The organism is Mesotoga sp. Brook.08.YT.4.2.5.2. (genome assembly GCF_003351125.1).
Classification (GTDB): domain Bacteria; phylum Thermotogota; class Thermotogae; order Petrotogales; family Kosmotogaceae; genus Mesotoga.
The window spans coordinates 168348-185523 of the sequence record NZ_JPGZ01000006.1 but is presented as its reverse complement, the minus strand read 5'-3'; the positions used below and the strand labels follow the sequence as shown (position 1 = coordinate 185523).

18 protein-coding genes and 1 pseudogene are annotated in these 17176 nt (G+C 44.5%); 10 read left to right on the top strand and 9 right to left on the bottom strand.

The features are described 5' to 3' along the window. Positions 1–18 precede the first annotated feature (18 nt). The 3 genes from Q502_RS01765 to rpmB are packed head-to-tail and all read right to left on the bottom strand — an operon-like array spanning position 19 to position 2410. Positions 19–1071: a 3'-5' exoribonuclease YhaM family protein gene (locus Q502_RS01765; RefSeq protein WP_099830537.1), complete on the bottom strand. Its 1053-nt coding sequence runs from the start codon at positions 1069–1071 to the stop codon at positions 19–21. Beyond that, positions 1043–2179: an alanine racemase gene (alr, locus tag Q502_RS01760; RefSeq protein ID WP_099830536.1), complete on the bottom strand. Its 1137-nt coding sequence runs from the start codon at positions 2177–2179 to the stop codon at positions 1043–1045. The genes Q502_RS01765 and alr overlap by 29 nt, the downstream gene beginning before the upstream one ends. A gap of 39 nt (positions 2180–2218) precedes the next feature. Beyond that, complete coding sequence (rpmB, locus tag Q502_RS01755) at positions 2219–2410, bottom strand: 50S ribosomal protein L28 (RefSeq protein WP_099830535.1); 192 nt, start codon at positions 2408–2410, stop codon at positions 2219–2221. 91 nt (positions 2411–2501) lie between these two features. On the opposite strand from rpmB, the gene Q502_RS01750 reads away from it, so the two are divergent. From Q502_RS01750 to Q502_RS01725, 6 genes are all read left to right on the top strand, one after another. Beyond that, entirely contained in the window at positions 2502–2915 is a 414-nt protein-coding gene (locus Q502_RS01750) for an antibiotic resistance protein VanZ (RefSeq protein ID WP_243392399.1), read from the top strand. A gap of 109 nt (positions 2916–3024) precedes the next feature. Further along, a complete protein-coding gene (locus Q502_RS01745; RefSeq protein WP_099830534.1) occupies positions 3025–3981 on the top strand; it encodes a hypothetical protein in 957 nt (318 codons plus the stop codon). A gap of 82 nt (positions 3982–4063) precedes the next feature. Next, positions 4064–6547 (top strand): type I pullulanase, encoded by a 2484-nt coding sequence (pulA, locus tag Q502_RS01740; protein ID WP_374704100.1) that lies wholly within the window; start codon positions 4064–4066, stop codon positions 6545–6547. 15 nt (positions 6548–6562) lie between these two features. Beyond that, the gene (locus tag Q502_RS01735) at positions 6563–7060 is read left to right on the top strand and encodes a molybdenum cofactor biosynthesis protein B (protein WP_099830532.1); all 498 of its coding nucleotides are present in this window, start codon (positions 6563–6565) and stop codon (positions 7058–7060) included. A gap of 102 nt (positions 7061–7162) precedes the next feature. After that, positions 7163–7777 carry a deoxynucleoside kinase gene (locus tag Q502_RS01730; protein WP_258001808.1) on the top strand — a complete coding sequence of 205 codons (615 nt, stop codon included), beginning with the start codon at positions 7163–7165 and terminating at the stop codon, positions 7775–7777. Next, on the top strand, positions 7774–8418 hold the full coding sequence (locus Q502_RS01725) for a deoxynucleoside kinase (RefSeq protein WP_099830530.1): 645 nt from the start codon (positions 7774–7776) through the stop codon (positions 8416–8418). The genes Q502_RS01730 and Q502_RS01725 overlap by 4 nt, the downstream gene beginning before the upstream one ends. Here the strand turns inward: Q502_RS01725 and Q502_RS01720 are convergent. Next, the gene (locus Q502_RS01720; protein WP_099830529.1) at positions 8399–9058 is read right to left on the bottom strand and encodes an HAD family hydrolase; all 660 of its coding nucleotides are present in this window, start codon (positions 9056–9058) and stop codon (positions 8399–8401) included. The genes Q502_RS01725 and Q502_RS01720 overlap by 20 nt on opposite strands. 414 nt (positions 9059–9472) lie before the next feature. Here Q502_RS01720 and Q502_RS01715 point away from each other — a divergent pair, with 414 nt between their 5' ends. Beyond that, on the top strand, positions 9473–10660 hold the full coding sequence (locus Q502_RS01715; protein ID WP_099830528.1) for an anaerobic nitric oxide reductase flavorubredoxin: 1188 nt from the start codon (positions 9473–9475) through the stop codon (positions 10658–10660). 7 nt (positions 10661–10667) lie between these two features. Here Q502_RS01715 and Q502_RS14540 read toward each other — a convergent pair whose 3' ends face one another. From Q502_RS14540 to aglA, 5 genes and pseudogenes are all read right to left on the bottom strand, one after another. Next, complete coding sequence (locus tag Q502_RS14540) at positions 10668–10883, bottom strand: DUF5700 domain-containing putative Zn-dependent protease (protein ID WP_243392398.1); 216 nt, start codon at positions 10881–10883, stop codon at positions 10668–10670. A 2-nt stretch (positions 10884–10885) separates the two neighbouring features. Next, positions 10886–11062 carry a hypothetical protein gene (locus Q502_RS14535; protein ID WP_243392397.1) on the bottom strand — a complete coding sequence of 59 codons (177 nt, stop codon included), beginning with the start codon at positions 11060–11062 and terminating at the stop codon, positions 10886–10888. A gap of 12 nt (positions 11063–11074) precedes the next feature. Continuing rightward, positions 11075–11356, bottom strand: a pseudogene (locus tag Q502_RS14955) (DUF5700 domain-containing putative Zn-dependent protease). Positions 11357–11717: 361 nt separating this feature from the next. Next, positions 11718–12281, bottom strand: a complete 564-nt coding sequence (locus Q502_RS01705; RefSeq protein WP_180977929.1) for a DNA-3-methyladenine glycosylase I — start codon at positions 12279–12281, stop codon at positions 11718–11720. A gap of 140 nt (positions 12282–12421) precedes the next feature. Next, the gene (gene aglA, locus Q502_RS01700; RefSeq protein ID WP_099830526.1) at positions 12422–13840 is read right to left on the bottom strand and encodes an alpha-glucosidase AglA; all 1419 of its coding nucleotides are present in this window, start codon (positions 13838–13840) and stop codon (positions 12422–12424) included. A gap of 294 nt (positions 13841–14134) precedes the next feature. Between aglA and Q502_RS01695 the strand changes: the two genes are divergently transcribed. The 3 genes from Q502_RS01695 to Q502_RS01685 are packed head-to-tail and all read left to right on the top strand — an operon-like array spanning position 14135 to position 17160. After that, positions 14135–15367 carry an ABC transporter substrate-binding protein gene (locus tag Q502_RS01695; RefSeq protein WP_099830525.1) on the top strand — a complete coding sequence of 411 codons (1233 nt, stop codon included), beginning with the start codon at positions 14135–14137 and terminating at the stop codon, positions 15365–15367. Positions 15368–15421: 54 nt separating this feature from the next. Then, complete coding sequence (locus Q502_RS01690; protein ID WP_099830524.1) at positions 15422–16351, top strand: carbohydrate ABC transporter permease; 930 nt, start codon at positions 15422–15424, stop codon at positions 16349–16351. Beyond that, positions 16348–17160 carry a carbohydrate ABC transporter permease gene (locus Q502_RS01685; protein WP_099830523.1) on the top strand — a complete coding sequence of 271 codons (813 nt, stop codon included), beginning with the start codon at positions 16348–16350 and terminating at the stop codon, positions 17158–17160. Before Q502_RS01690 ends, Q502_RS01685 begins: the two co-directional genes overlap by 4 nt. Positions 17161–17176 lie beyond the last annotated feature (16 nt).

Sequence of the window (17176 nt, the reverse complement as noted above, 5' to 3'; positions counted from 1 at the left end):
GATATCACTCCCAATTCCTCAGTCACCTGATCTTCTGTTCTTCATGAAGACCCTTCTATTCAGAAAACGATCATAGTTGCTCCAAGAAGCCGTTGACCCGTTGAATTCTCTCTCTTCAATCTCACGAAACTGGGCAACTTTGGAATCGAGGTCGTCGGCCATGTGAAGAACAATCGCTTCAGTTGTCTTTGGAATAACAGGGGAACCCCACTCCATCTCTCCGTGATGAGATAGAAGAAGATGTTTGATCTCGGTTTGAAGATAGCGCGGGAAGCCCTGTATCTTCGCTATTGCTCTGCCTACCATCTCAATTCCCATAGCGATATGACCAACAAGCTCACCGTCGTTAGTTCGATCGATTCCGGCAGGCGTTACCGCGTATTCATAAACTTTGCCTATATCATGCAGCAATGCACCTGCTATCAGAAGATCCCCGTCTATAGAATCACTGTACTTCGTTGCGAAGAAAACGCAAAGCTCTGCAACAGACATTGTATGCTCCAGAAGACCACCCTTGTAAGCATGGTGTACCTTTGCCGCTGCAGGGGAGATAATGAACTTCTCAATGAACTTCTTATCGTTTTCGAAGATATCTCTCAGCAAGGCCTTGATATGCTCTTCACTCATATTGTTTATAAGACCCAAAAGTTCATCATACATCTGCGGGATATCTTTGGTTGTTACAGCCATGAATCTTTCGGGATCATACTGTCCGATTTCTAGAACTTGAATACCTTCCGAATCAAGATTCAGCTGCTGCCTATCTTCATATACAACTACCCGCCCCGAGATTCTTACAACGGTTCCCTGTTCCAGAGTGTCATCGTTGTGCTCTGCGTTGAACCAATCGATAGCTCTTATCGCGCCTGTCTTGTCAGAAAGAGTGAGAAGAAGGAATTTCTTCCCATCTCGAGCCTCCTGAATTCTCTTAGAATGAACCTTAAATATTGAAAGGACAGAACTTCCCGGGCGCAGGTCTGAAACAAACGGAAGACCGTCCTTATTAGTTTTATCCTGGTCGTCATTTATCTGACTAAGAATCTCATTTCCTATTATGTCGCGGAGTTTCATAATCTTCTCCTTTCCAATAGATCCTGGGAACTCTAGAAGTGATAGAGCAAACCACTTCGTAATTTATGGTACCGCACAGTTCTGCAATTTCCTCCGCAGTTATCGTCTCTTCTTTCTGTGAACCGATTATAACTACTTCGTCTCCCACCGACAGCTTACTATCGACATGTGATACGTCAACCACAAATTGATCCATGCAAACCCTACCCAGGACTCTACATCTCCTGCCCGCAATAATAACACAACCTCTGTTAGAGAGCAGTCTATTAAAGCCGTCTGCATAGCCAACAGGAATAGTGGCAACAAGCATCTCTCGTCCGGCAACAAAGGTTCTTCCATAACTAACCGAATCACCGGCTCGAATCTTCTTTAGGAAGGAAATGCAGGTTTTCCACTCGATTATCGGCTTGAGATTGTAGTCAATAACGCTCGATGGCTGAAGACCATATGTTGCAATACCCACTCTAACATAATCGTAGTCTTTGTTATCAAGAAAGATGGTACCGGCACTATTCGAAATGTGAACCACGAAGTCCCTGCCCCTGCTCTTACCAATGCCCTGGAGGAACTTTCTGAACTCCTCACTCTGCTCGGAAACGAAATCGCTATCCTTTTCATCGGCGGTAGCAAAGTGTGTGTAAGCACCCGTTATCTTAATTCCATTAGCGACCGCCGACTCATATAACTTGATCGATTCTTCCCATTTCATCCCAAGCCGTCTCATCCCTGTATCTACTGCAATCTCAAAATCAGGAAGGGTTTCGTTGAGGCCAGAAATGCTATCAAGCTGACCGGAGGAAAAGAGCGACAATGTAAGACCGTACTCCTTTGCAGCAAGTATCTCTTCATTATCCACATAGTTCAGGACAAGAATCGGAAGAGATATTCCGCTCTCTCGAAGCTTTATCCCCTCTTCAAGAAAAGCAACTGCAAGCCTTTCAACGCCAGCTTCCTCGGCTACTTTGGACAGCTGTTCAGCGCCATGGCCGTACGCATCTGCTTTCACAACTGCCATCAGTCTCGCTGGATATGCTTTCCCAGCTAAATAAAGAAGATTCTGTCTATAGGCAGACAGATTTACTAAGGCGTAGGTCTTTCTACTATTCATGGAATACCTTTTTGGCAAAACACGCTCGGTATGCTATAACTAAATTGCTCTTGTGACTTTCCCAGCTTTAAGGCACTTCACACAAACATTAATTCTCTTTACCTCACCATCAACTACGGCACGGACTTTGTGAACATTCGGCTTCCACCAGCGCTTGGCCTTTTTATTTGAGTGAGAGACCATATTTCCGGTTCTTGGTGCCTTACCACAAACTTCACAAACTTTGGACATTTGATTTGTCCTCCTCTCGATTCGCAATACAATTCATTATAGTAAAGAAAGATCAGCTTTTCAACTCGCTTGGGAGGTTTCACTTCTTGAAATGTCGTTGACTTTCATGTTTGTCACAAGCATAATCTTAGTTATGAAGAAGATAATACCTGCGATTCTGTCAATCACATACGTGATTGCAACAGTCTACTTTTATTTGAGACCGGGAGTACAAACTTTTGTAGTTGGAAGCGACAAGTTCCTTCATTTCGTAGGATTCTTCTCCGGAGGTGTTCTTCTGATTCTGATTTCAAGAATCGGAGCCAGCCGTCTGAACAGGCTTGCCCTTGGGTTCTTCTTGGTGATTGGACCTTTAGTCCTCGAATCTCTTCAAATCATATCTCCTTACAGACAGTTCGACACTCTGGATATCTTGTTCAACTACCTTGGCTGGATTGTTCCTGCAACCGTTTTTTCGATTGTTGAACGCTGCATGGTTCTACTGAAAAACAGAGATTCTCATTGATAAAACCACTTGATCAGCAACGTCCAACTTTCAACGCAGACCTTCAAATTATTCTTCTAATAAGCTAAGATGATATACTTCTTTTTGATCGTGAGGGGAGGTGTAATTCTTGAAAGAGAGAAACTCAGTGAAGTTGCTATCAATCTTTCTGATATCGTTTATGATAAGCCTTTCGCCCATGGTCGTTATGGCAGAGCCATCTATTATGGTTAATACTCATTATGTTTCTCCGGATGCTACACCTTCCGGGTTTCCAGCCCTCATAGTAGGGACTGTGAACAACTTTGATCTCCTTATTTTGAAAGAAGGTCTTCTTGAAAGAGTAGTTTTGGAAGGAATCGAGATTCCGAAGTATGACTGGTCAAGACTTCATAGCAGAGCGCTTCTTAGTCTTCTAAGAAGTACAATAGGGTCTTGGGCAAGGATCCAGAAGATATCTTCTGAAGAACCTTCTTCTGCTTACGTATGGATCTCGATCGAAGATGAAGTCTATCTACTTCAATCAATAATCGTATCAAGCGGTCTTGCTATTTCCGTTGCAGATGGAGAAATCGAACTGAGTTATGCCGAGGAATACGCTTCCAAGGAGAAACTGGGTATCTGGGCAGATGAAGCAAACTCTCTGGAATCACGAATAGAAGAAGATTATGGGCAAGAAGATCAGCCGCCTGTCCAAGACTCGTCAGTCCAGAATGCAAAACTCGTGATTTCAGAAATCAAGATCTTCGATAACGGCGAGTATGCCCTTATAGTCCTAGCCGCTGAAGAGAGAGGAAGTTCAGAAGGTTATTCAATCTCGATAGTCTCAAAGTCAGATAGAAGTGTTGATGAGGATGTCTTCTTCTTCGCTTCAGGAAAAGAGGCTGAAGTCCACGAGCAAATAACAATACTTGTAACACTTGACAGATCACGAACCGTTTCTTATGAGTATGATTTTCTCTGGGAAAGCTTCCTTGATCCTAGAGGAGGCTACCTGAGGGTAAGGGCTCCAAGTGGTAGCGAAACCCTTTTCGAATATGAATACGATAGAAGAATTAGTGGCTTCATTGTAACCCCACTTAACTGAGGGAGGCTTTATAATGAAAAGAGTGTTGTTCTTCTTGGTAATTATCTTCGGAACAACGATTTTTGCTTTTACAGGAGAAAGCATGGGGAAAAGTTCAGCTGATTACAGCGCAGAAACTGTAATTATAATCCACTATCATAGGTACGATAACAACTACGACGGTTGGAATCTCTGGGTATGGCCCGATAAACCAAAGAGCATGGATGGAAAGTCATATTCTTTCGACAAAATCGACGATTTCGGAGTCACTTCGATAGTAAGGCTTCCCGACAAACATTCGAGACTCGGATTCATTGTTAGACTTCGCGAGTGGGAAAAAAAGGACATAGCCGTTGATAGATTTGTAGATATTCCTGAATCCGGTGTAGTAGAGATTTGGGTAGTTGAGGGTGAAGAAGAATTCTTGTTCGATCCGGAAAAGATAGATCTTACACCAAAAGTTAAGATCGCTTTCCTGGATTCATTGACTGAGATTCTGGCCTCTCTATCCGCCCCGGTTGACACTAAAACGGCAGCTCCAAAAGTTACCTTGAACGGCTCTGTTCTCAAAATCGAGAGGTTTGAGAAGGCTGATCCGACAGACATATCAACCACAAACTACGTGAAGATTGTGCTTTCCGAACCGATTGCCGCTGAAAACGTGAACAAACAACTCTCTCTAGAGATCGAAGGGTTTCTGTCAAGCGAAGTGATCATTAGAAAGGCGCTGGATGATCCACAGTTTTACTACGACAAAGAACTTGGATCAATCTACTCGGAGAGTAAAACAGTATTCAGAGTTTGGTCTCCCGTATCTTCTTCGGCTACAGTCATACTCTTTGAAGACCTCTATTCCGAAGTCTACACAGAGGTCCCCATGAGCAAAATCGAGGCAGGTGTGTGGGAAGCGACGGTTGAGGGTGATCAGCATTTAAAAGCCTACAAGTACCGGTTTTTCTCTTACGGTAAGGAAAGAGAGACTGTAGACATCTACTCTAGAGCAGTAACTAGAAACAGCGAGAGATCAGTCGTAATCGATCATAACAAGGCAGTGTTCGATGGCTGGACAGGCCATAAAATCCCGCCTTTTGCGAAGCCGGAGGACGCGGTTATTTACGAGATCCATGTTGGCGATATGACATCAGACTCAAATACCGACATAGAGAGTAAAGGAAAGTACCTGGGACTAACCGAAAGAGGAAAGACTGGGCCTGATGGGGTCACCGCCGGACTGGATCATATAATTGAACTTGGCGTAACTCACGTTCATATTATGCCATTCAATGACATTCACTATATCGATGAGGGCGTTGACGGACAATACGGCTGGGGGTATGATCCATATCTATACATGGTTCCGGAAGGACACTATAGCACAGATCCCTATGACCCACTAAGCAGGATTGCTGAGTCGAAAATGATGATCAAAGCCTTCCACGATAATGGAATCAGGGTGATTCTTGATACAGTATATAACCATACTGCAACAACAGGTTCTTCCTCACCATTTGACCAGACTGTTCCCTATTACTTCTACAGAACGGACAGAACAGGCGACTATCTTAATGGAACTGGGGTTGGAAACGAAATAGCTACCGAAAGGCCGATGATGAGGAAGCATATTCTCGATACAGTAAAGATGTGGGTCCAAGATTACCGAATCGACGGTTTTAGGTTTGATCTGATGGGTTTGATAGACCGCGACACTGTTCTTGCAATAGACAGAGAACTACATGCTATTGATGAATCGATTCTCCTATACGGTGAACCTTGGGGAGGCTGGGGAGCAACGATCACCTTTGGCAAGGGAGATCAGAGGGGTACCGGAGTAGCGGTCTTCAATGATAATCTTCGCGATGCGATAAGAGGTAGCGTTTTCGATCCAAAGGTAAAGGGTTTTGCACTTGGAAGCCGCGCAAAAGAACGAAGGATAATGCGTGGAATTGTAGGTAGTATTGATTACAGCAACGATATTAAGGACTTTGCTGATGACCCGGCAGAGACAATAAACTATGTTTCGGCTCATGACAATCAGACACTCTGGGACAAGAACAGTGCAGCGATGCCCGATGCCCCAAAAGAGCTCCTGATTAGTGCTCAGAAGCTTTCAAACGCCATTGTTATTCTTTCGCAGGGGATTCCGTTCCTACATGGAGGAGTTGATTTTGCGCGCACGAAATACGGAAACGAGAACAGTTACAACGCTGGGGTAGAGCTGAACAAGATGGACTATTCCAGAAAAGCGGAATTCATTGACCTGTTCGAGTACTACAAGGCTCTGATACACCTGAGGAACAATCATCCCGCATTCAGGATGGGCTCAGCCGAAGAAATAAGCAAAAATCTCAAATTCCTAGACGCTCCTAGGAACATAGTCGCTTTCACTATAGATGGCAGAGCGGTAGGCGATTCTTGGGATGAAATTCTCGTAATCTTCAACGGTAATCTTGAACCAAGCGAGATAAACTTACCAGATGAAAGCTGGAATCTTGTTGCTGACAAAGACAGAGTCTCAGAAGATGCGTTTGAAAGGCTGTCCGGAAAGGTAATACTTGCACCGGTATCCACTTATATCCTTCACAAGTGATTTCGGAGGTGTGTTATGTACAGCTGCAAGATAATCAGAATACTTGAGTCAGGCTTCTTTGAGGAAATCTCTCGGTCAATAGAAATCTCAAAGAGAATTCTTGAAGACCATGATTTCACGTATACCGGCTCCACTGATGTCGCTCCAGTAATGAGCGACCTGAAAGAAGCGATATATGCAGACTCCTGTTCAAACGATGTTGTTCTGGTTCTTGGAGGAACTGGTCTATACAGAGAAGACATTGGTCCTGAGGTTGTCTTATCTCTTGTAGACAAGAGAGCAACAGGAATCGAGACTGCCATGTTGAGAAACGCAATTGTTGCCGATCCATCTCTGTGTCTTTACAGGGTGGGAGCAGGAACGATAAAAGACTCAATAGTACTTTCTGTACCAGGATATCATGAGACAGTTCATTACTATCTGGAGGCTGTTCTGGATTACCTGAAACCTTTTTTTGATGGACTGAGGGCGCCGGAGAAGATTCTTGGCAATGATGTCAATGTAAATTTGTGATACGGTGAGCAATCACGAGAAAATCGCTTCTTATTGTCATTTCGGATTTTTGATATAGATCTTTACTAAGTCTTGAGTGTAAGGGAGTACTGAATTCATATGATGTTTTCAAAAGTTAGTGGAAAATACGTTTCTGTTGAGGGTGTAATCGGGGTTGGTAAAACTACCCTGGTCAAATTGCTATCTCAGAAGTACACGATGCCCACTGTACTGGAAGTAGTCGAGGAAAATCCTTTTCTCACGAACTTCTACGAAGACATGGACAGGTGGGCCTTTCAAACTCAACTCTTCTTCTTGATAAGCCGATTTGATCAACAGTCACTACTGAAAAAGGCGGCTTCTCAAGGCCAAGGAGTAATCTCCGACTATGCATTTGTGAAGGATCACTTGTTCGCTTCGCTAACTCTGAAAGGCGAACAGCTAAGACTCTATGAGAAGATCTTCAATGCTCTTAAAGAGCAGGTCCTCCATCCCGACCTCATAGTCTATCTCTTTGCTGAGGTAGACATTTTGATGAACAGAATCGCTTTGAGGGACAGACCCTTCGAGAGAAGAATGGACAGAACTTACATAGCAATGCTTGGAGACGCGTATGAAGAATATATGAAAGACGTGAAGGAAAGCAAAGTGCTCAGGATAGATACGTCAAACATCGACTTTGTGAGGAACCATGATGACCTTAACACTATTTTCAACAGAATAGAGGCATGTTTATGATTATTGGAATTTGCGGAAACATTGGAGCAGGAAAATCATCTCTCACCTCGCTTCTTGAGGAGACTCTGGGATTCAGAGGGGTCTACGAAGCAGTGGATGAAAACCCGTTTCTGAAGGATTTTTACTCCAACATGGAGCGATGGGCCTTCCACTCGCAACTATTTTTTTTGATAAAGAGATTCGACTTCCTCAAGAGAGTCGTGACAGAGGGCGCAGTGATTCTTCAAGACAGAACTATATATGAGGACGTTGAGATATTTGCTCGCAATCTTCAGCTTATGGGTTATATCGATGAAAGGGACTGGCAATTATACATGGACACTTACCAGACACTTTCTGAACATCTGACGGCCCCAGACGGAATTGTCTATCTTAAGTGCTCGAAGAACGTGTTGTTGAAGAGAATAAGGAAGAGAGGGCGTGGTTTCGAGAGTGGTGTCAGCGAGGACTACATCGAAAGACTGAATGGTCTTTACAGCGAATGGATCAACAGCGTCACCTTCTGTCGTAAGTTAGTTATTGACGGAGATAGATATGATTTCATAGAGAGTCCTCAAGACAGAGAAGACGTTCTTCACCTGATTTCAAGGTTCACGGCTGAGCTTGTGGCAGGAGTGCAGTCTAGGTTGTTTTCCAGATAGCTTCAATTGAAGATACATCTATGTATTCTATTCCTGCAGCCGTGCAAACACCGTCCATGGTAATATCGTTCCCAATCATCACGCAGTTCTTTGCCTCGAGGTTATTTATCTCAAGAATCTCACGATAGTATCTAACATCGGGTTTCACATAATGAGAGTTTTCCATTGTAGTTACATAATCGATGAATCCGCTTTCTAATCCTACCCACTGTAATCTTTTGTTAATAGCCTTCTCGGGGAATATCGGATTTGTAGCGATAATAATCTCGCTTCCTGCCCTTTTCAGGTTTTTAAGTGACTTAACAACCCTTTCGCGCGGTACAATCAGTTCCTGAAGCCTATTGTACTCACTGTCATAGAAGTTGTTGAAGAACAGTTCATACCATTTCCTGTTCCTGTCAAACTGCCCCATAGAATCGGTGAACTTCTCCATGAAATGATCGTAGTTATTTACTAGTCCGTCTCTTTCACCGAAAAGACTCTTCAGCGATGTGTGCAGAGATGCCATGAATCTTTCGAAATCGACTCTACCCTCAGCAAAGTCTGCTATTAGCTGAAAATAACGTCTGGCAAAATCCTCGTCAGAAACAGAACTTAGCGTCCCATCAAGATCAAACAGATATGTTGTTAACCTTTTCAAATCTCCACTCCTATCGCAAGTTTCTTTTTCGCAAATGCCTGTAAGAAATCACAATTTCCGGCAGTCCCTATAGAAACATTTCACATTTTAAGATTATCATGATCGGACATATACTGCCAGACCTTCCACCTTGACAGTGAAGATCTCTTCACTTTCAGTTCAGACATTGACCCGGCAAGACCAGCAAGAATAGAGGATAATGAACAGAGCTCTTCGCTGAGCAAGCTGAAGTGAGTGACACAGTCAAGAGACGAGTAACTTCATTCATGCTCTCAGATAATGGCATCATCACTCTTTCTGAGCAATATAGGAGAAGAGTTCCTTCAACGTATGACTCAAATACACGTAACAAATGTTACCGAGTAAAGCTGTCACTTTTGGTAGAGTATTAATGAACAAACGGGAGGTGTCGATATGGGAAGGAAGATAACAGATAGCGTTACATGGGTCGGCAAGATCGATTGGGAACTTAAGAAGTTTCACGGAGAAGATTATTCGACTCACAGAGGGTCAAGTTACAACTCTTACCTAATATGGGACGAGAAGACAGCCCTGATAGATACAGTATGGGCACCCTTTGCAGAGGAATTTGTGGAGAACCTGAAGAAGGAGATTGATCTGTCCGAGATTGACTATGTCATTGCGAACCATGGGGAGATTGATCACAGCGGCGGTCTCGTTGCACTAATGAGAGAGATTCCAGACACGCCAATCTACTGCACGGCTAATGCGGTGAAGTCTCTTAAAGGGCAGTTCCATAAGGACTGGAATTTCGTGACAGTGAAGACGGGCGACACTCTCACTCTCGGCAAGAAGACCCTAACCTTTGTGGAAGCGCCTATGCTTCACTGGCCAGATTCAATGTTCGAGTACCTTGACGGAGATGCGATACTGTTTAGTAATGACGCATTTGGACAGCACTACGCCACAGAGCTTCTGTACAACGATCTTGTGGATCAAGCCGAGCTGTATCAAGAGGCAGTGAAGTATTATGCCAACATTCTAACTCCTTTCAGCAAGCTCGTAATCAGAAAGATAGAAGAAGTTCTTTCCTTCAATTTACCGGTGAACATGATATGCCCTAGCCATGGGATTATCTGGAGAGAAGATCCGACACAGATAGTCAAAAAGTATCTGCAGTGGGCAAACGACTACCAGGAAGATCAGGTGACTATCGTCTACGATACTATGTGGGAAGGCACGAAGATGATGGCTGAAGCCATTGCCGATGGTATAGGAAGAGTAAGCAAAAACACGGCTTTGAAACTCTACAACGCTGGTAAAACAGACAAAAACGACATTGTAACAGAGATATTCAAGTCGAAGGCTGTTCTCTTTGGCTCTCCGACAGTCAATAAGGGAATCCTCGCACCTCTTTCCGGCATGCTTCATGAAGTGAAGGGACTGGCTTTTAAGAACAAGAAGGCAGCGGTGTTCGGCACTTATGGATGGAGTGGAGAATCAGTAGAAGTCCTGGGAAAGATGGTGGAAGAAGCCGGATTTGAAGTAGTCCAGGCTGGCCTGAAGAAAATGTGGTCCCCCGACGACGCAAACTTGACCGACTGCAGAGAGTTCGGTTCTGAATTTGCTTCTAAGCTCTGATATACCCCTAAGCTTTGAGTAGTGTTCTCAATTTGTGAAACGTTTCGTCTTCCAGGAGGTAGTAAGATTTTTTCAGTGCCGCCTCCTGGTATGCTTCTAGAAATGCGACTGCGTCGCCAATTGTCTCCACAAGTCTTTTCTTGCCTACCTCTTTCTCTATTTCCATGGCCATTTTCATCCCCACCGGAACCAAACTACCGATACCGAACCAACTTCTCTCCATAATCATTCTAGCTTCATCGTCGAAATACTCTTCTGCACAAGACTAAGGAAGACTTCCTGAAGCAACTCGAGATGTTTCTCAAAACCTTCCATGACTTTCGATCTCGACAGTGTAACACGTCTCATCGCAGGTATCTTCGATGAATCACTAACAAGGTTCGCTATTTCTTCGTACTCCATACTCACAAATCTCTACACGAGCTGATCAAGAGGAGTCTCGTCAAACACAATCCTTTCGTCAGTGATAGAGTTTCTTCCGATGTGATGTGCCTCATGAGCCAAAACTTCCTCAATCGCATCGAAACCTATATCCAAGGCAAAAACAGGATCGAACTAGACTCCCCTATGATCGGCATTCGCATTGTAAGGCATCGGAATGAGATAGACGTTAAAACCCTCAAAAGACACTTGATCCGGAAGGTACATCTTCGCCTTTGAGATGGCTGAAGATCTTATCTTTGATTCGTTTTTCACAATTAGGTCCAGAAAGACCCTCAACTCGGGCCTTCTCTCCCTGATCTTGTCCAACTATGTTATGAGCTCTGTGCAATCCTTCGAAAGACCCGAAAGTGTCCTCCCTCCGGGAAATGGCAGCAAGCAAGCATTCCTTTGTCTCAGAAGCGTGCACATGAAACTGTGTAAACATGTTCGAAAGAGGTGAATCGAGAACCTTACTCGCTTTCTCCTTGCAAGAACCTCTACCGGAATCTACCAGATCAATGAGAGCGAAGATCTCCTCTGTATGAATCCAGCTCAATTGAATCCCCCCCGTGAAGTCGTCAATAGGCAAGAGATACTATACCATCAATCTTGGCGAGGCATAGAAGCTAGCGGGTCAGTCCCACACCTCTGTGTACCTGAAACAATGCACTAAGTGATCGTTCACCAACCCGGTTGCCTGCATAAGAGCATAGACGATTGTCGGCCCAACGAAAGTAAATCCGCGCTGTTTGAGTGAGCGAGATATCTCAGCGGACTTTTCAGTAAGAGGCGGAATCTCAGAAAGACTTTCCCATTTGTTGACTATAGGTCTATTTCCGACAAAACCCCAGATGTAAGTATCGAAAGCGCCAAATTCAGCTTCAATCTCTAAAAATCTCTTTGCGTTGTTTATTGCCGATTCAATCTTTCTCCTGTTCCTGATTATACCCGCGTTCTTGAACAACTCTTCGACTTCGCCACTTCCAAAATCAGCCACCACACGAGGAACGAATCCAGCAAAGGCTTCTCTATAGCTCTCTCGCTTTTTGAGCACAGTGTGCCAATTAAGACCAGCCTGGGCCCCTTCAAGAATTAAGAACTCAAACCACTTCTTGTCGTCATGAACTGGAACTCCCCATTCTCTATCATGATATTCAATATACAATTCGTCTACTTCTGACCATGGACAGCGTTCAATTTCCGACATAGTAATCACTCCGTCACCCAAATACTTTTTCCAAATGACTCGGCTGGGGCATCTGTTGAAGATTCACGCCAAGAAGAGAAGAGATCATTTTCATGTGATCATCTAGTTTTTGAAAGAACAGGTTCATCTATCTATACATATTCACCTTCTGAATCGAATATCTCCCCGACAACCGCTTTGGCCTGTTCGTAGGATTTCGTTCTAGGATCTCTCAACAGTATTTCGATTATAAGTTCGGGATTTCTTTCGTTGAATGCCTCAAGTGCCCACTCCATTCTCAGTATTCTTGGTTTCAGATACCATTGAACAACTCTCTCAGGCAAGGCAGGTTCAATCTCTTCTATATGGATTCCATCACTATCAACGATTGCCGGAACTTCAACGGCAACATCGTCATCAATCCCTTTAATCGCACCCTGATTAAGAGTGTTGACAATGAATCTCGCAGAGTTTCCGTTGACAATCGCATCAATAAAAGGTATATGCTGCTCACCGCTCATTGAATTCCTATCATATAGTTGGGCAGCTTCTCTTGTGAAATCGCCCGAAAGACCTTTCGATCCCTCGATTATAAGCTTCTCCAGACTCGCTCCGGGAAACTGTTCGATAGCTTTCGAAAGCGCTATGGTTGCGTTCGTGACTTCACCCAGCTGCTCCTTGTACCACTTCCACCCCAGTTCTGAGTCGGGACTGCCCCACGGACTTCCATACCACTTCTCCAGAGTATCTTGATCATAATGGTACTTCCAGCTGCTGTTTCGAACCGTGTCTCCAATAGGAACCAGACCATAGAATGAATACATGTCAATCGTCGCGGGAGACATCTGAACATTGAAAGGATTAGACGGCCTGAACTCACTCGCATCGAATTTCGAAGCGTATTTCTCGAATAATGGATACAAGTCCTCTCCTCTTCTTCTAAACCTATTGAGCCATATTCCGTGGTTGACACCGGCAACCTGCCAGTCTAATTCATCTTTGTGAACACCAAGGGTCTCTGCAACTTCCATAACATCGTAATGACCGTGACAGAATCCGATCATTCTGATCTTTGATTTTCTTCTTATGAGCGTGGTCCCTTCGAATACCGGGTTAGCCGCCTGAAGCATCCATGCTTCCGGCGCCAGTCTTTCCATGGTCTCGGCAATCTTCAAAAAGAACGAAAGCTGATTCCAATTTGTCAGTGTGTAGTAGTCTGAAACCATGTTGAATTCCTGTGTGTCTATCCCTCTATAGTAACCATGCTTCTCTCCGATTGTCCTGATTCTGTCCAGGAATCCGTGTCCACCTACTAGAGCCGTATTAATCACGAAGTCGCTTCCCGCGACCGCTTCTTCTAGCTCCGTTGTCTTCGAAAAGTTGAGATCAGTTTTCATCTCTGCAGCTAATTTCGAGGCTAGAACATGCACCGCTTCAAGTCTTCCCTCATCAATGTCCATTAGAGTTACCTTGCTTTTGTGAAGTCCCTTTGTCTTGCAAATATCGCTCACTAGCCTAAGCGAAAACACTGCGCTTCCTGCACCTATTATGCAGATATTCACTGCAGACAAACCAATCCCTCCCAGTCGTCGTTTAGATAAATGATACCACTAATTAACTGCTGCTCAGAAACTCAAGACCATGTAGACAACTTATGGACAGTTAAACAAACAAATGCGTCGCTCGGTCAAATTGCTGTAGATGTTCCAGAAAGACGTGTCTCATTCAGGACCTTTTAAAACCTTTTTCAAAGCAAATGCTTATTGCAATATTAACCGTAGTATAATATCTAGTGAGCTGTATTCGGTTTGAGGGACGAAGAAGACTATCAATCGGCTTTATGCCGAATAACAGGGGGTGTTTAGATGAAAAAGTGTTTGTTGGCAGTTCTTCTTTTGTCCGTAAGTCTGCTTTTTTCTTCGGGAAGTGTTGAGATCTTCAGCTGGTGGACCGGTGGAGGGGAAGAGGAAGGACTAGCCGCAATCTACGATGTCTTCAAAGCTAAGTATCCAGACGTAGAGATAATCAACGCAACGGTTGCCGGCGGAGCAGGGACGAATGCTAAGGCAGTCTTGAAGACCAGAATGCTCGGTGGTAATCCTCCCGATTCATTCCAGGTCCATGGGGGCATGGAATTGATCGACACGTACGTTGTTACGGGAATGATGGAACCTCTTACCGCCATTCTCGAAAGCTGGGGAATACTTGACAAGTTCCCTGAGGACATTATGACCATCTGTAGCTACGAAGGCGAGGTTTACTCGATTCCCGTTAACGTGCACAGAGGAAACGTGGTCTTCATAAACAATGAAATCCTCCACAAGGTTGGAATCGACGAAGTGCCTACCGATGTACCCGGCTTCCTTGAAGTATGTGCAAAGATTAAGGAAGCAGGGTATATACCCCTATCGCTAGGAGACAAGGACAAGTGGGAAGCTGGGCATCTCTTTGAGACGATCTTGCTTTCAACTCTCGGACCTGATGGTTATAATGGTTTGTGGAACGGCGCGACAAGCTTCAGTGACCCAGGGGTTGAAAGAGCAATAGTCGTGTTTGAAGAATTGATCAAGTATGTGAATGAAGATCATGCCGCTCTCACCTGGCAGGACGCAACAAGAATGGTCTTTGAAGGAAAGGTAGCGTTCAATGTAATGGGAGACTGGGCAGAAGGTTACCTGAAGACGCTTGGCTGGACACCGGGAGTAGAGTTCAGCTGGATGGCAGTTCCAGGAACAGAGGGCTCCTTCATGGTTGTTACGGATACTTTTGGACTGCCTATGAACGCACCAAATAGAGAGAATGCTCTCAAGTGGTTAGAAATTGTCGCTTCGGTAGAAGGGCAGGATGCCTTCAACCCGATAAAGGGTTCGATTCCGGCAAGACTCGATGCAGACAAGTCTCTCTATGATCCCTATCTAATCTGGTCGATGGAGGATTTCTCGACCAACGCTCTATGTCCCTCTATTGCCCATGGATCAGCCGCTCCGGAAGGGTTCGTAACGGAGTTGAACGATGCAGTGAACATCTTCATAACCACAAAGGACAGAGCGGCCTTGATGAGAGCAATAAGAAATGCCGCTGAAGACTATATTGATTAATCCTTGTTAGTAGGGGCCTGCAAGTAGCAGGCCCCTTATTTGGGGGTGTTCTAAATCAAGAGGAAGACAAGACGTGGAATTATCTCCTTCCTGATTCTTTCACCAACATTCGCAGCAATAGGAATCTTCGTCTATTTTTTCATCGGTCAGACGATCAGAACATCTGTTTCCAACTGGAACAGTTTCGCGAGACTCCTTAAAGGCGAATTTGAATTTGTCGGATTAAGAAATTACTTGAGACTCTTCGAAGATCCGAGGTTCCAGACGGATCTATGGAACACCCTGTATTTCACTCTTTTCTTCATATTGGGATGCTTGATTCTAGGGATAATTCTTGCTACACTCATCGATCGAAACCTCAAGGCATCCAGTATCTTCAGAAACATATATCTCTTCCCGATGGCGCTATCGTTTGTAGTAACCGGTGCCGTCTGGAGATGGATATTCGCTCCTGGAATACTTCCAAATAGCCCTCAGGGCATGAACCTTCTTCTCGATATTTTTGGGCTCGATCTCTTGCAGTGGAAGTGGTTCACAAGTACGGAGAGCTTCCTGAACTTCAATGTTGCGCTTATTCCTGTAATAGTTGCCGCTGTCTGGCAAATGTCAGGATATACTATGGCAATGTACCTTGCAGGGTTGCGCGGAATATCGCAAGATCTGATCGAGGCAGCTGAAGTGGACGGAGCGACGGGCTGGCAGATCTTCTGGAAAATCAAATTTCCTATTCTCAGGCCGATCACTTTGAGTGCGATGATCATTCTCGGTCACATATCGTTGAAGATATTTGATCTGGTCTATGCGATGACCGGAAGCGGGCCAAACAACGTAACCGATATGCCTGCGCTGTATATGTTTGAAACGACTTTCAGAGCAAACAAATACGCAACTGGATCGGCAATAGCTATCATTATGCTCTTGTTGGTAGCCGTTGTAATTATCCCATATCTTGCCTCGGCTTTCAGAAAGGAGAAGAGGGTATGATCAAGAAAATCGTCACTTACATTCTTCTGGTTGTATTTGCATTGTTCTTTCTGATGCCAATCTATGTCCTTCTGGCGACAAGTCTCAAACCTCTCAGAGAAGTCGGCCTGGAGAAAATGTGGTTCCTGCCTAAGGAACCCTCTCTTGATGGCTTCGCAAAGGCTTTCAACCGTCTCGCTCCTAACCTGAGGAATTCATTCATTTTGGTGATTCCTGCAACGCTCTTATCAGCCATAATTGGCTCTATTAACGGTTACGTTTTATCGAAACTGAAATTCAGAGGTTCCGATTTGCTTTTCGCTCTAGTTCTCTTCGGGATGTTTATTCCTTACCAGAGTGTCCTCTTCCCTCTTATTCGTTTCCTGCAAGACATAGGTCTTTACGGCTCACTTTGGGGATTGATTTTGGTCCATGTAGTTTATGGATTGCCAATAACAACTTTGATCTTCCGCAATTACTACAGTGAAGTACCTACGGAGCTAATTGAAGCGGCTGGAATAGATGGCGCCGGTATATTCAGGACCTACCTGAAAGTTCTCTTTCCAATTTCTCTACCCGGCTTCGTAGTAGTTGTGATCTGGCAGTTCACTAATATCTGGAACGAGTTTCTCTTCGCGGTAACTGTAACGAGTGATCCCACAAAGCAGCCAATTACAGTCGCTTTGGTCAATCTTGCCGGGAGTCAGGTTGTTGAATGGAATGTTCAGATGGCTGGAGCGCTGCTGGCTGCTCTACCAACGCTGGTTGTCTATGTACTGCTTGGTAAATACTTCCTGAGAGGACTTCTTGCGGGCTCTGTCAAAGGCTAGAGAACTCTAGGCGATC